Below are 12,350 nucleotides of genomic sequence, written 5' to 3'. Positions count from 1 at the left end.
GGCGGAAGCGGCGGGCCACCAGCCGGGCGAGGTCCGCGGCACCGACCATACCCCCCCCCCCATGGGGCTCGTAGGGGCGGGGGCTCTCATCCTTGTGCGGCATGGCGCTCGGCGTCTCAGGCGTCGGGGAGGGTGAGGTGGACGGGTCGTCGGGCGTGGCCGCCACGGTCACTGGCCCACCGCGCGGCGCAGGTTGTCGGCCGCGCGCTCGTAGCGCTCGTAGCGCTCCAGGCGGCGGCGGTTGGCCCGGCGGAAGCGGCGGGCCACCAGCCGGGCGAGGTCCGCGGCACCGACCATACCCGCCTCCGGACCCAGCTGTGCCTTCACGATACGGGCCTCGGGGCGGTAGCCGCGGCCGGTGAGCTGGCGGCGGAAGGCCTCCTTGGCCGGATCGATCAGCAGTTCGTCGGCGGCGCTGACGCCTCCCCCGATGACGAAGCAGGAGGGGTCCAGCGCTGCGGCGAGGTTGGCCAGGCCCACGCCGAGCCAGTTGCCGACCTCGTGGAAGAGCTCCGTGCACATGGCGTCACCGGAGCGGGCCAGCTCCGTGATGAGCGGGCCCGTGATGTCACCGACCTGGCCGCCGACCCGGTCGATGATCCCGTACGCGACCGGCGACTCGGCCGCCGCCAGCTCGCGGGCCTCCCGCACCAGCGCGTTGCCCGAGCTGTACTGCTCCCAGCACCCTCTGTTACCGCACGGGCAGCGGTGACCGCCCGGCACCACCTGCATGTGGCCGAACTCACCGGCCACCCCGTACTTGCCGCGCTTGACCCGGCCGTCCTCCAGGATCGCGCCGCCGATGCCGGTACCGAGCGTGATCATGACCAGGTGGTCCTCGCCCCGGCCCGCGCCGAAGCGCCACTCCCCCCACGCCGCCGTGTTCGCGTCGTTGTCGACCATCACCGGGACGGCGAGCCGCGCCGTGAGGGCGTCCTTGAGGGGCTCGTCCCGCCAGGCCAGGTGCGGCGCGAACAGGACGCGGGAGCGGTCGGCGTCGATCCAGCCGGCCGCGCCGATGCCCACCGCGTGCACGTCGTGCCGGTCGGAGAGGTCCAGCACCAGCTCGGCGATGGTGTCCTCGACGACCTTCGGGCTCTTGGACTTCTCGGGCGTCTCGGCGCGGACCTTCTCCAGGATCGCGCCGTCCGCGTCCACGACACCCGCCATGACCTTCGTGCCGCCGATGTCGATGCCGACGGTGGGCACGCGGGGAGCCGACAGGTGCGAGCGGCGCTCACGGGTACTGACGGTTCTCAGGACGCTTGCACTGGGGGCGGTGCGCCGTCGGTAGACCCTGTCTGCCCTGTCTGCTCGCTGGAAGCTGTCCGCGTTCAAGAGTGGTCGTCTCTCTGGGAGGGGTCTCACGGGCGGGCTCGATTCTGCCAGGGATCAACGGTACGTCGCCCGCCCCGTGCCAGGTCCGCCCCGGCTGTCTCCCGCGCTCAGCGTTCCAGCTCGTGGCTGAGCTCTTCCAGTTCCGAGCCGCCCGCCATCTGGCGCACCAGCTCCTCCAGCTCCAGCTCGTCCCGCTCGTAGGCGCCGGCCATGGCACCGCGCTTGAGCAGGACGAAGCGGTCACCCACGAGGTAGGCGTGGTGGGGGTTGTGTGTGATGAGGACCACTCCCAGGCCCGCGTCCCGCGCTGCGGCGACGTACTTGAGGACGACGCCGCTCTGCTTGACGCCGAGCGCGGCCGTCGGCTCGTCCAGCACCAGCACCTTCGCGCCGAAGTGCACGGCGCGCGCGATGGCGACGGACTGCCGCTCGCCGCCAGACAGGGTGCCGATGGGCTGGTCGACGTCGCGCAGGTCGATGCCCATGCGCAGCAGCGCGCTGTGGGTGGTGCGCCGCATGCGCGCCACGTCCATGCGGCGCAGCGGCCCCCGGCCGACGGTCGGCTCGGAGCCGAGGAAGAAGTTGCGCCACACGGGCATGAGGGGGACGACGGCCAGGTCCTGGTAGACGGTGGCGATGCCCCGGTCCAGCGCCTCGCGCGGGGAGCCGAGGCGGGTCTCCTCGCCCTGGATGCGGAAGGTGCCGCCGTCGTGCTGGTGGAGCCCGGAGACGATTTTGATCAGGGTGGACTTGCCCGCGCCGTTGTCGCCGAGGACACAGGTGATCTCGCCGGGGTGGACGGTGAGGGAGATGTCCTCCAGCGCCCGGATGTTGCCGTAGAACTTGGCCACACCGGTCAACTCCACGAGCGGCACGTCCGCGCCCCGGGGCTGCTCGGCTCGCCCGGTCTGCTCGGCCTGCCGTGTCTGCTCGGCTCGCTCGGCCTGCTCGGCCTGCCGGGCCTGCTCGGCTCCCTGGGGCTGCTCGTCCTGCTGGGTCTTCTCGCTCATCGGGTCGCCTCCGCCCGCTTCCGGATCCACGCGTTCAGCAGGGTGGCCAGCAGCAGCATGGCCCCGAGGAAGAACTTGAACCAGTCGGGGTTCCACTGCGCATAGATGATGCCCTTGTTGGCCATGCCGAAGATGAAGGCGCCCACGGCCGCGCCGATGGCCGAGCCGTAGCCGCCGGTCAGCAGGCAGCCGCCGATGACGGCGGCGGCGATGTAGATCAGCTCGTTGCCGACGCCCTCTCCGGACTGGACGGTGTCGTAGTTGAAGAGCAGGTGCTGGCCGGAGATCCAGGCCGCGAAGGCGACGCCCAGATACAGGCCGATCTTGGTGCGGGCGACCGGGACGCCGACCGCGCGGGCCGCGTCCACTCCGCCGCCGACGGCGAAGATCCAGTTGCCGGCGCTGGTACGCAGCAGGATCCAGGTGGCGACGGCCACCAGCAGCAGCCACCACACCACGGTGATCTGGATGTGGACGCTGCCGAGGGTCAGCGTGGAGGCGAAGACGGCCCTGGCCGAGTCGAAGCCCTCCATGTCGCTGATGGTCTTGGTGGTGACGGTCCCGCTGATCACCTTGGTGAGGCCCAGGTTGAGGCCGGTCAGCATCAGGAAGGTGGCCAGCGTGATGATGAAGCTGGGCAGCTTGGTGCGGGTGAGCATGAAGCCGTTGAAGAACCCGATCCCCAGCGTGACCAGCAGCGACACGCCGACACCCACCCAGGTGTTGGCTGTCATCTGATAGCTGAACATCGAGGAGACCAGCGCCGAGGACGTCACCATCACGCCGGTCGACAGGTCGAACTCTCCTCCGATCATCAGCAGCGCCACCGGCACCGCCATGATGCCGATCGTGGAGGAGAAGTAGAGGACCGTGGAGAGGCTGGAGGCCCGCAGGAAGCTGTCGGCCACGAACGCGAAGAAGACGAACAGCGCGAGCGCGCCGACGACGGCGCCCAGCTCGGGCCGCCGCAGCAGTCGCACGGGCAGCGGGCGGTGTACGAGCCGGTCCCCGGCGGCGGCCGGGCCCGGCGCGTCCTGCGTCTCCCCCTCCCCGCCGCGCTGGGCTGACTCGGGCTTCCCCGACTCGGGCTTTCCCGACTCGGGCTTTCCGGATTCCGGCTTTCCTGGTTCCGGCTTTCCGGAGCCCGGCTTTTCGGGTTCCGGCTTTCCTGGTTCGGTCGTCACCGTCATCGGGTCCCCCGCTTCGTGAGCTCCTCCAGCTTGCCCGCGTCCTTCTTGGTGAGGATCTGCGGTCCTGTGAGCACGGGCTTGCCGCCGCCGAGCATGTCGGCGTTGTAGCGGTAGAGCCACAGCAGGTCGACGGCCTGGTAGCCCTGCAGGTAGGGCTGCTGGTCGACGGCGAAGCCGATGGTGCCGTCCTTGAGGCCGGCGGCCACCTTGGCGTTGAGGTCGAAGGTGTCGATCTCGGCGTCACTGCCCGAGTCCTTCTTGGCCTCGGCGGCGGTGGCGGCGAAGGGGGCGCCGAGCGTCACCACGGAGTCGACCTTCTTGTCGGACTGGAGCTTGGCCTCGACGGAGGACTGCACGCCGGGCATGTTGGTGCCGTCCACGTACAGGTCCTCGACCTTGCCGTCGAAGGTCTTCTTGATGCCGTCGCAGCGCTGTTCGTGGCCGACGTTGCCCTGCTCGTGGAGGACGCAGAGCGCCTTCTTCTTCCCCCGCTCGTTGAGCTCGCGGCCGACGGCCTCGCCGGCGAGTGTCTCGTCCTGGCCGATGTGGGTGAGCGCGCCGAAGTCCTGGGAGACTTCCTGGCCCGAGTTGATCGTGATGACGGGTATGCCCGCCTTGACCGCCTTTTTCACGACCTTCTTCATGGCGTCCGGCTTGGCGAGGGTGACGATCAGTCCGTCGACCTTCTTGTCGATCGCGGTCTGGACGAGCTGGGCCTGGCGGCCGGCCTCCTTGTCGTGCGAGTAGAGGAACTCGATGTTGTCCTTCGCGGCGGCCTGCTTGGCGCCGCTCTGCACGATGTCCCAGTAGGTGTCGCCGTCACCGGAGTGCGTGACCATGGCGAACTTCCAGCGGGGCGTGGTGACGTTCGCCTTTCCCGAGGCGGCTTCCTGCCGTGCCTCCTCGGCCCGCTTGCCTCCGGTGCTGCTGCACCCGGCGAGCGAGGCCGTCGCGACGACCATCGCGGCCACCACAGCGACTGTCGTACGCACGGGCGCGCGCCCCGTACGGGACGACCTGCCCGTGCGGGGCGTACGGAACGTGAGCCGGGACCTGAGCACGCTGGCCACCCTGTTCTGCTCTCTGGCTGGAGGATCGGTACGGACTACGGACACTGCCGGGAGAAAAGTCCCGGAACCTCGCACAAGTATCCGTCACCGTGGCCGGAACGTGACGGACGGGCCGGATGCCCGTTCGCCATGGCCGTGTTGTAGCGGGCCACACGGTGCCCGTCAACCGGCAGGCGCCGCACCCACGCCCCGGCAGGTCACCCGCGCACCGGAAGCCGGCCGATCACGGGCGCACCAGGAGCTGGAAGTCGAACGCGTAGCGGGAGGCACGGTAGAGGTGGGAGCCGTACTCGACAGGGCGCCCGGTGTCGTCGTAGGCGGTCCGCTGCATCGTGAGCAGCGGCGCACCCTGCTCCTCCCCCAGCAGCTCGGCCTCCGCGGCGTCGGCGGCCTTGGCCCCCACCGCCTGCCGGGCGGAGTGCAGCGTCACCCCGGCCGCCCGCATCAGCCGGTAGAGACCCGTGGACTCCAGTTCGGCACGCTCCCAGGTCAGCAGGTCGACCGGCAGGTGGTTGCGCATGTAGGCCATCGGCTCACCGTGGGTGAGCCGGAGCCGCTCCACCGACCTGACCTCGGCGCCCTCGGGCACCCCCAGCGCGGCGGCGACCTCGGCAGTCGCCTCCCCCACGCTCTCCCGCAGCACCCGCGTGGCCGGCCGCTGCCCGGCCGCCTCCAGATCGTCGTAGAGGCTGCTCAGCTCCATGGGGCGCCTGACCTGGCTGTGCACCACCTGGGTGCCGATGCCGCGCCGCCGCACCAGCAGCCCCTTGTCCACCAGCGACTGGATGGCCTGCCGCACCGTCGGGCGGGAGAGGCCGAGGCGTCCTGCCAGCTCGATCTCGTTCCCCAGCAGGCTTCCCGGGGCGAGCGCGCCACGCTCGATGGCGCTCTCCAGTTGCTGGGAAAGCTGGAAGTAGAGCGGGACGGGGCTCGCTCGATCCACGCTCAGTTGCAGGTCCACCGGATCATTCTTGGGCACGGGGGGAGCGTAGTGGTCTTCCGGACGACCGGAAACCGTACATTCGATTGTCAGGACGAAAGGACAACGGTGCGTGACTCCGACCGCGCGCGCTAGAAGAGCTTGACCATGAAGACGCACGCGTCGGCCACCCTGTGGGTGACCCCGGCGCCGTCCTCGTAGCTCCAGCAGTCGAGGTACGGCGTGGAGGGCCGGTAGCCCAGGCGGTCGTAGAGCGCGTGGGCCCGGGGGTTGTTCTTCTCGACACCCAGCCCGATCGCCGGGCACCCGCGCGCGGTGGCCAGCCGCTCCGCCTCCTTGATGAGGGCCGTACCGATGCCCTGGGAGCGCAGCGTCTCCGGCCACACCCCGAGCCCGTTCACCTCGGGGCAGTCGGGGTGGACGGCGCGCACTTCGGGAGCCTCACACCCCTCCCAGCGGACTTCGCAGCTGCCCACCGGACGCTCCTCGCTCCAGGCCACCAGGAAGGTGCCGCGTCCCTCCCGCTGCCGTGCCCAGCGCACTCCGTGGTGCGAGGTCGCCCCCCGGAAAGGCATGTGCGCATCGAGCGTCTCGACGTCTTCTTCCCGGCACTGGCTGATCCGCATGCCCGTAGCCTACGCAGCCGGTCCAGACCACTGGGGGCTTTCCGCACCGACCTCCCCCGAACCCGCAAAGAGCACGGCGTGCGCGCCGCACGCGACCCACCGAACCGCCATCAGCGGAAGGACGCCGTCCAGTTGTCACCGACCCGGGTGGTTCCCGGCGGTGCCGGTCGCGGTGTCCGGCCCGGTGCCCTCAGCGCGCCCAGCGCACCGGCAGGGTCTTGACCCCGCGCAGCAGCACGCCCTCCCGCCACTTCAGCGTGGCCGGATCGGCGTCCAACTCCAGCTCGCGGGTGCGCTCCAGGAGCATGCCGACGGCAACCCGCGCCTCCAGCCGGGCCAGTGGGGCGCCCAGACAGAAGTGGAGGCCGTGGCCGAAGGCGAGGTGGCCGCGCGGGGCGCGGCGGATGTCGAAGGTGTCGCCGTCGGGGAAGCGCGCCGGGTCGTGGTCGCCGTCGGCCAGCACCGGCAGGACCAGCTGGCCGCCGCCGGGGATCAGCGTGCCGCCGATCTCGACGGGCTCGGTGGTGAAGCGGTAGGTGGTGGTCTCCACCGGACCGTCGTAGCGCAGCATCTCCTCGACCGCGCCCTCCAGCAACGCCGGGTCGGCGCGCAGCGCCGTCAGCTGGTCGGGGTGGCGCAGCAGGGCGAGGACGCCGTTGGCGATGAGCCCCACGGTCGTCTCGTACCCGGCGACCAGCAGCAGCCAGGCCATACCGAGCAGTTCCTGCTCGTCGAGCCGGTCACCGTCCTCGTCGCTGGTGCGGATCAGGGCGCTGAGCAGGTCGTCGCCCGGTCGGGTCCTGCGGTGCTCCAGCAGTTCGGCCAGATAGCCGCTCAGGGCCCGCGCGTGGACGGTCTTCTCCTCGCGGGGGGCGATGCCCAGCGCGTTGTCCGACCACTCGCGGAAGCGGTCGCGGTCCAGGCCGGGGACGCCGAGCAGTTCGCAGATCACGGTGATCGGCAGGGGGAAGGCCAGCGCCGCCACCAGGTCGGCCCGGCCGCCGGCACCGGCGAGATGGGCGTCCAGCAACTCCCCGGTGATCTCGCGGATGCGCGGCTCCAGCGCCGCGATCCGGCGCGTGGTGAACTCCCGGGCGACCAGTTTGCGCAGCCGCGTGTGGTCGGGCGGGTCGGCGATCAGCATGTGGTAGCCGGAGGAGACGGAGTTGGCTCCCGCTTCGGGCGCGGCGTTGGCCCAGTTCTTGGAGAGCCGGTCGTCGGCCAGGGCGGCGCGCGCCGCGTCGTGCCCGACCACCATCCAGGCGAGGGCGCCTTCGGGGATGCGGACGCGGTGCACGGGACCGCGCTCGCGCAGCGCGGCGTAGAAGGGGTAGGGGTCGCGGACGAACTCCTCCCCCAGCGCCGCCAGGTCGACGATGCCGTCCGCGTTCGGGCTCAGCTCCACCACGCTCAGGTCAGCCATGGCGCGATCGTACGGACCGCAGGCGGAGCGAGGCGTTCCACTGGCGTTATCCGGCCAGGTGACCGGCGGCCGGAAACCGAGCCCAACGGATCGACGGCGAGCCGAGGCGGACAGGTCAGCGGTAGGAGCCCGGGGTGCCGGCGGGCGCCGCGTCCGCGAGGCTCTGGAGCAACTCCGTGACGCGCTTGGCCACCGCCTCGCGGTCGCCCTCGGTGAGCGCCGAACCCATGCCGCAGGCCACGGCTCCCGCGGCGATCCACTCGGGCGCCGTCTCCACGGTGATGCCTCCGGTGGGCAGCACCGGCGCCTGGGGCAGCGCCGCGGCCACGTCCCGCAGCCAGCGCGGGCCGTGGGCCGAGGCCGGGAAGAGCTTGAGGCCGTCGGCGCCCAGCTCCAGCGCCCGCACCATCTCGGTGGGCGTGGCGACCCCGGGGAAGACGGGCACGCCGTAGCGGTGTCCGGTGCGTATGACGTCCTCGTCCAGGCTGGGCGAGACCAGGAAGAGGGCGCCCGCGTCGACGGCACGCCGCGCCGAGGGTCCGTCCAGGACGGTACCGGCGCCGATCACGGTCTCCTCCCCGGTCTCGCGCCGGAGTGTGGTGATCGCGTCGAACGCGTACGGCGTGGTCAGCGAGATCTCCATGCTGGTCAGCCCGGCGCCGAGGAGGGTGTCGGCGGTGGCGGTGGCCTTCTCGTAGCTGTCCGCGCGCACGATGGCGAAGACGCGCTGTTCCAGCGCTGCTTTGGTGATCTCCCAGCGGTACACGGCAGTTCGCCGCCTCTCTTGTTCTGTCGGTTGCCGGGACGCCGGCCTTCGCCCTGCGGTTCCGCGGGCTCGGCGGGGTTCTCGGCGGGGGGTGCGGGGCTCAGCGGTGGACCGGATCGGTGCCGCGGGTGAACGCCTCCAGCGCGCGGTCGCGGCCCGCGGCCGTGGGCAGCCCGTCGGTGTCTCCCGGCGCCTGGACGACCAGCGCGGCCACGCACGCCGCTTCGGCGAGCGCGCGCTGCTGGTCGAGCCCGCGCAGCCGGGCCGAGAGCCAGCCCGCGGCGAACGCGTCACCCGCGCCCACCGGGTCGGCCACCGGGACGTCGAACGGTTCCTGCCGCCAGCGGCCTTCGGCGGTGTGGGCGACCGCGCTGTGGTCGCTGTGCTTGACGACGACCGTGCCGGCGCGGCCCAGCGTCAGCAGCGCCTTGGCGCCCTCCTCGGGGCCCGCGCCCAGCAGCAGCTCCAGCTCGTCCTCCCCCGCGAGCACGAGATCGGCCTCGCGCAGCAGCGGGCCGACCCGCCGTATCCACTCGTGTTCCGTGCCCAGCTTGCGGCGGACGTTGGGGTCGAAGGAGACGGTGGCGCCCGCCTGCCTGGCGCCCTCGATCAGGGCGTGCGTGGCCCGTTCGGCGTCCTCGGAGAGCATCGGCGTGATGCCGGTGACGTGCACGAGCCGCACTCCGGCCAGCGACTCGGGGGTGATCTGCGCCGGACTGAGCAGGGAGGCGGCCGATCCTGTGCGGTAGTACTGCACGTCGATGGCGCGCTGCGGGTGGCTGTCACGCAGCAGGAGGCCGGTGGGCGACTCGGGGTCCATCTCGGCGCAGGAGACGTCCACGCCGTCGGCGCGCAGTTCCCGCAGGACGGCCTCGCCGGCGGGGTCGTCCCCGACGCGGCCGATCCAGCGGGCCCAGTGGCCCAGCCGGGCGAGGCCCGCCGCGACGTTCGACTCGGCGCCCGCGACGGAACGGCGGAAGTGCGCCGCACGTTCCAGGGGAAGGCCGGGCTCGGCGAGCATGAGCAGCATGGCCTCACCGCACGTGACCGCTTCCGGGCCGTTTCTCACCGGTAACTCCCCATATCTACCGCCGACGCATCACTCTCTGTGGGGAACGTTACCCGCTCACGGCAGGTTGACCACCCCCGGGGGGCCGGGGCACCGGGGATGAGAGCCGAACGTTACACGCAAAGCGGCGACCGCCGTCCCAATACGGGACAACGGCCGCCGGGGAGCCCGGGGCGTGGGGACCCGGTGCTCGGACCTGGGGCTGTGGAGCCTCAGCAGGTGTGGCTGTGGAGCCTCAGCAGGTGTAGTCGACGAGGTCGAAGGACGCGTAGTGGTCGGCTGTGTAGTAGTCCTCCTGGTCCTCCTCCCCGGTCACGATGCGGCGGGCTCCGCGGTCGTCGGAGCCGGGGGTCTCGACGGTGTACTCGTGGTAGTAGCCCTCGCTCTGGTCCGGGAGGATGCCCTCCCGGTTCTGGAAGACGGTGCCGTCCTGCGGGTAGGGGTAGGGGCCGCCCTGCTCGATGAGGTCGAGGGTCTCGTGCGCCTCGGCGGGCAGCTTCGAGGAGCAGATGTCGCCGACGGCGGCGACGTGCTGGGCCGCCGCCACGGTGGGCGCCGGTGCGGCGGCGCTCGCGGTGGTGAGGGCGGGGCCGCCCGCGAGCAGGGCGGCGGCGAGGGCGCCCGCGGCGCCGATGCGCTTGATATGTGGGGGGAATCTCATGGCACCCATGGTGACGCGCGTAGAGGACGTGTCAACGGCAAGTACCGGATTTTTGCGGGGCGTTCACGCTGACGCGCCGCCGCGTCGGGCTGCTGTTCCCTTCGCGACGGCGCGCGTGGCCTTCTCTCGCCCGCACACTGCGGACAGCGGCACCCCCTCACCGGACCGGGGCCCGGGAGCCGCAGGAAAGTGCTAGCTCAGCTCGGCGTGGCGGGCCGCGAGGCGGCGGGCGCCCTCGTCGGTGAGGGAGCCGTGCAGGCGGAGCCGGGAGATGGCGCCGTCGGGGTAGATGTCCATGCGCACGTGGGTGACCGCCGGCGCTTCCGTCAGCAGGAAGCGGTGGATGGTGTCGGGCTGGAGGCGGGTGCGCGGCAGCAGTTCGGTCCACTCACCGTTTTCGCCGTCCTTGCCGACGAGGGCCACCCAGCCGGCCGCGTTGCCGCGGAAGCAGGCGGTGTCGATCTCGACGGCGCGCACGCGGCCCTGGCCGGTCAGCGCGTAGCTGATCCAGTCGTTGCCCTTGTCGCGGCGGCGGCGGGTCTCCCAGCCGTCGTTCATCTTCTTCGAGCGGCCCGGGACGATCGTGTTGACCGGCGGCGAGAAGAAGCGGTCGGAGGCGTCCTCGGCGAGCCCGCCGTTCTCCATGGCCACCAGGTCGAAGCTGCCCAGCGCGCCGAGCCACTCGGGGTCGGGCACGACCTCGCCGTGCACCCGCAGCCGGGCGATGCCGCCGTCGGGGTACTGGCGCAGCCGCAGGTGGGTGAAGCGCTTCTCCTCGGTGACGGTGAACCCGTTGGCCGCGTGCCCGCCGACGCGGGTGTGGGGCACCAGGGTCGTCCACTTCACGTCGTCGGCCTGGAGCTCCTCGGGCGAGGGCGATCCCGGCATCGACGTGGCCTCGACGGAGACGGCCAGCGGGTAGTTGCCGCGGAAGTGCGCGGTGTCGACGACGAGGCCGCGGATGACGCCGGGGGTGCCGAGCTGGATGAGCGCCCAGTCGTTCGCGCCCTCGGCCGGGTGCGGTTCCTCGCCGGAGGCCCCGCGGCGACGGCGGGTCTCCCAGCCGTCCATGATCTTGCCCTTGTGCTGGAAGGCGTTCGGGTCGAACTCGGCGCGCTCGGGGTTGAGCAGGTTCTCCCGCTCGGCGAAGAACTCGTCGTTGGCGGCGATGACAGTGGCGCCCAGCCGTCGGTCGGCCAGGTCGGGGAGGTGGGCGAAGGGGAACCCGGCCTCCGGCGCGCGGTAGTCGGCGTAGGTGTCGCCGCCCGAGTAGGGCTCCGCATCTCCGGTGTAGCTGGGTATTCCGGCGGTCTGCGCCGCTGTCATGCTGCCTTCCTTTCGATGAGTCGGCCGGTCTTTCCGGTGGGCACACCGTGGTCGGCCACGCGCTCGCCGCGCAGCCATGCGGAGCGGACGACGCCGTCGAGCGTCTTGCCCGCGTAGGCGGTCACCTGGTTGCGGTGGTGCAGGTGCGCCGGGTCCACGGTGAAGGTTTCCTCGGGTGCGAGGACGGCGAAGTCGGCGTCGCGTCCGGGCGCGATGGCGCCCTTGGCGTCGAGGCCGGCCAGCCGGGCGGGTGCCTCGGACATCCAGCGGACGACGTCGGCCAGGCCGAGCCCGCGGCGGCGGGCCTCCGTCCAGATGGCGGGCAGCCCGAGCTGGAGGGAGGAGATACCGCCCCACGCGGTGCCGAAGTCGGGGGTCTTGAGGTCGGTGGTGCAGGGCGAGTGGTCCGAGACGACGCAGTCGAGGGTGCCGTCGGCCAGGCCCTGCCAGAGCGCGTCCTGGTTCTCCTTCTCGCGGATGGGCGGGCAGCACTTGAACTCGGTGGCGCCGTCGGGGACTTCCTCGGCGGTCAGGGTGAGGAAGTGCGGGCAGGTCTCGGCGGTGAGCCGGAGCCCGTCGGCGCGCGCCTTGGCCAGCAGGGGCAGCGCGTCGCTGGAGGACAGGTGCAGGACGTGGACGCGGGTGCCGTGCTGCTCGGCGAGCTGGATGAGCAGGGCGATGGCGTCGTTCTCGGCCGAGCGGGGGCGGGAGGCGAGGAAGTCGCGGTAGGCGGGGCCGCCCTTCTGGGGCCCCCCCCCCCCCCCCCCCCCCCCCCCCCCCCCCCCCCCCCCCCCCCCCCCCCCCCCCCCCCCCCCCCCCCCCCCCCCCCCCCCCCCCCCCCCCCCCCCCCCCCCCCCCCCCCCCCCCCCCCCCCCCCCCCCCCCCCCCCCCGTGGACGCGGGTGCCGTGCTGCTCGGCGAGCTGGATGAGC

Annotated in this window: 11 protein-coding genes and 1 pseudogene; all 12 read right to left on the bottom strand. The window is 72.2% G+C overall.

Annotation, left to right across the window (positions count from 1 at the left end):
- Nucleotides 1-168 precede the first annotated feature (168 nt).
- The gene (locus AB8Z75_RS22580) at nucleotides 169-1,260 is read right to left on the bottom strand and encodes an ROK family glucokinase (protein WP_114017747.1); all 1,092 of its coding nucleotides are present in this window, start codon (nucleotides 1,258-1,260) and stop codon (nucleotides 169-171) included.
- A 185-nt stretch (nucleotides 1,261-1,445) separates the two neighbouring features.
- Nucleotides 1,446-2,348 carry an ATP-binding cassette domain-containing protein gene (locus AB8Z75_RS22575; protein ID WP_369204806.1) on the bottom strand — a complete coding sequence of 301 codons (903 nt, stop codon included), beginning with the start codon at nucleotides 2,346-2,348 and terminating at the stop codon, nucleotides 1,446-1,448.
- Complete coding sequence (locus AB8Z75_RS22570; RefSeq protein ID WP_369204804.1) at nucleotides 2,345-3,538, bottom strand: ABC transporter permease; 1,194 nt, start codon at nucleotides 3,536-3,538, stop codon at nucleotides 2,345-2,347. Before AB8Z75_RS22570 ends, AB8Z75_RS22575 begins: the two co-directional genes overlap by 4 nt.
- Complete coding sequence (locus tag AB8Z75_RS22565; protein WP_369204812.1) at nucleotides 3,535-4,500, bottom strand: sugar ABC transporter substrate-binding protein; 966 nt, start codon at nucleotides 4,498-4,500, stop codon at nucleotides 3,535-3,537. The genes AB8Z75_RS22570 and AB8Z75_RS22565 overlap by 4 nt, the downstream gene beginning before the upstream one ends.
- A 331-nt stretch (nucleotides 4,501-4,831) precedes the next feature.
- Nucleotides 4,832-5,551, bottom strand: coding sequence for a GntR family transcriptional regulator (locus tag AB8Z75_RS22560; protein WP_369204810.1), 720 nt, complete (start codon nucleotides 5,549-5,551; stop codon nucleotides 4,832-4,834).
- 128 nt (nucleotides 5,552-5,679) lie between these two features.
- Nucleotides 5,680-6,174 (bottom strand): GNAT family N-acetyltransferase, encoded by a 495-nt coding sequence (locus AB8Z75_RS22555; RefSeq protein WP_369204802.1) that lies wholly within the window; start codon nucleotides 6,172-6,174, stop codon nucleotides 5,680-5,682.
- Between the two features lie 190 nt (nucleotides 6,175-6,364).
- Nucleotides 6,365-7,597, bottom strand: a complete 1,233-nt coding sequence (locus AB8Z75_RS22550) for a cytochrome P450 (RefSeq protein WP_369204800.1) — start codon at nucleotides 7,595-7,597, stop codon at nucleotides 6,365-6,367.
- Between the two features lie 115 nt (nucleotides 7,598-7,712).
- Entirely contained in the window at nucleotides 7,713-8,363 is a 651-nt protein-coding gene (locus tag AB8Z75_RS22545) for a bifunctional 4-hydroxy-2-oxoglutarate aldolase/2-dehydro-3-deoxy-phosphogluconate aldolase (RefSeq protein WP_369204798.1), read from the bottom strand.
- Between the two features lie 100 nt (nucleotides 8,364-8,463).
- On the bottom strand, nucleotides 8,464-9,393 hold the full coding sequence (locus AB8Z75_RS22540; protein ID WP_369204808.1) for a sugar kinase: 930 nt from the start codon (nucleotides 9,391-9,393) through the stop codon (nucleotides 8,464-8,466).
- A gap of 274 nt (nucleotides 9,394-9,667) precedes the next feature.
- Nucleotides 9,668-10,093, bottom strand: a complete 426-nt coding sequence (locus AB8Z75_RS22535; RefSeq protein ID WP_369204796.1) for a ribonuclease domain-containing protein — start codon at nucleotides 10,091-10,093, stop codon at nucleotides 9,668-9,670.
- Between the two features lie 192 nt (nucleotides 10,094-10,285).
- Nucleotides 10,286-11,419 carry an allantoicase gene (alc, locus tag AB8Z75_RS22530; protein WP_369204794.1) on the bottom strand — a complete coding sequence of 378 codons (1,134 nt, stop codon included), beginning with the start codon at nucleotides 11,417-11,419 and terminating at the stop codon, nucleotides 10,286-10,288.
- A pseudogene (locus AB8Z75_RS22525) lies at nucleotides 11,416-12,168 on the bottom strand (amidohydrolase family protein); the annotation flags it as partial. The pseudogene AB8Z75_RS22525 and the gene alc, both read right to left, overlap by 4 nt.
- Between the last annotated feature and the right edge of the window lie 182 nt (nucleotides 12,169-12,350).

The organism is Streptomyces sp. PU-14G, from assembly GCF_041028275.1.
Classification (GTDB): domain Bacteria; phylum Actinomycetota; class Actinomycetes; order Streptomycetales; family Streptomycetaceae; genus Streptomyces.
Note: the sequence above shows the minus strand (reverse complement) of the source record. Positions and strands in the feature narration are given on the sequence as shown.

Bases quoted from the DNA above. Each gene is read 5' to 3' on its own strand.
- AB8Z75_RS22575 (WP_369204806.1), bottom strand. From the start codon at position 2,348: ATGAGCGAGAAGACCCAGCAGGACGAGCAGCCCCAGGGAGCCGAGCAG.
- AB8Z75_RS22570 (WP_369204804.1), bottom strand. From the start codon at position 3,538: ATGACGGTGACGACCGAACCAGGAAAGCCGGAACCCGAAAAGCCGGGC.
- AB8Z75_RS22565 (WP_369204812.1), bottom strand. From the start codon at position 4,500: ATGGTCGTCGCGACGGCCTCGCTCGCCGGGTGCAGCAGCACCGGAGGC.
- AB8Z75_RS22555 (WP_369204802.1), bottom strand. From the start codon at position 6,174: ATGCGGATCAGCCAGTGCCGGGAAGAAGACGTCGAGACGCTCGATGCG.
- AB8Z75_RS22550 (WP_369204800.1), bottom strand. From the start codon at position 7,597: ATGGCTGACCTGAGCGTGGTGGAGCTGAGCCCGAACGCGGACGGCATC.
- AB8Z75_RS22540 (WP_369204808.1), bottom strand. From the start codon at position 9,393: ATGCTGCTCATGCTCGCCGAGCCCGGCCTTCCCCTGGAACGTGCGGCG.
- AB8Z75_RS22535 (WP_369204796.1), bottom strand. From the start codon at position 10,093: ATGAGATTCCCCCCACATATCAAGCGCATCGGCGCCGCGGGCGCCCTC.
- alc (WP_369204794.1), bottom strand. From the start codon at position 11,419: ATGACAGCGGCGCAGACCGCCGGAATACCCAGCTACACCGGAGATGCG.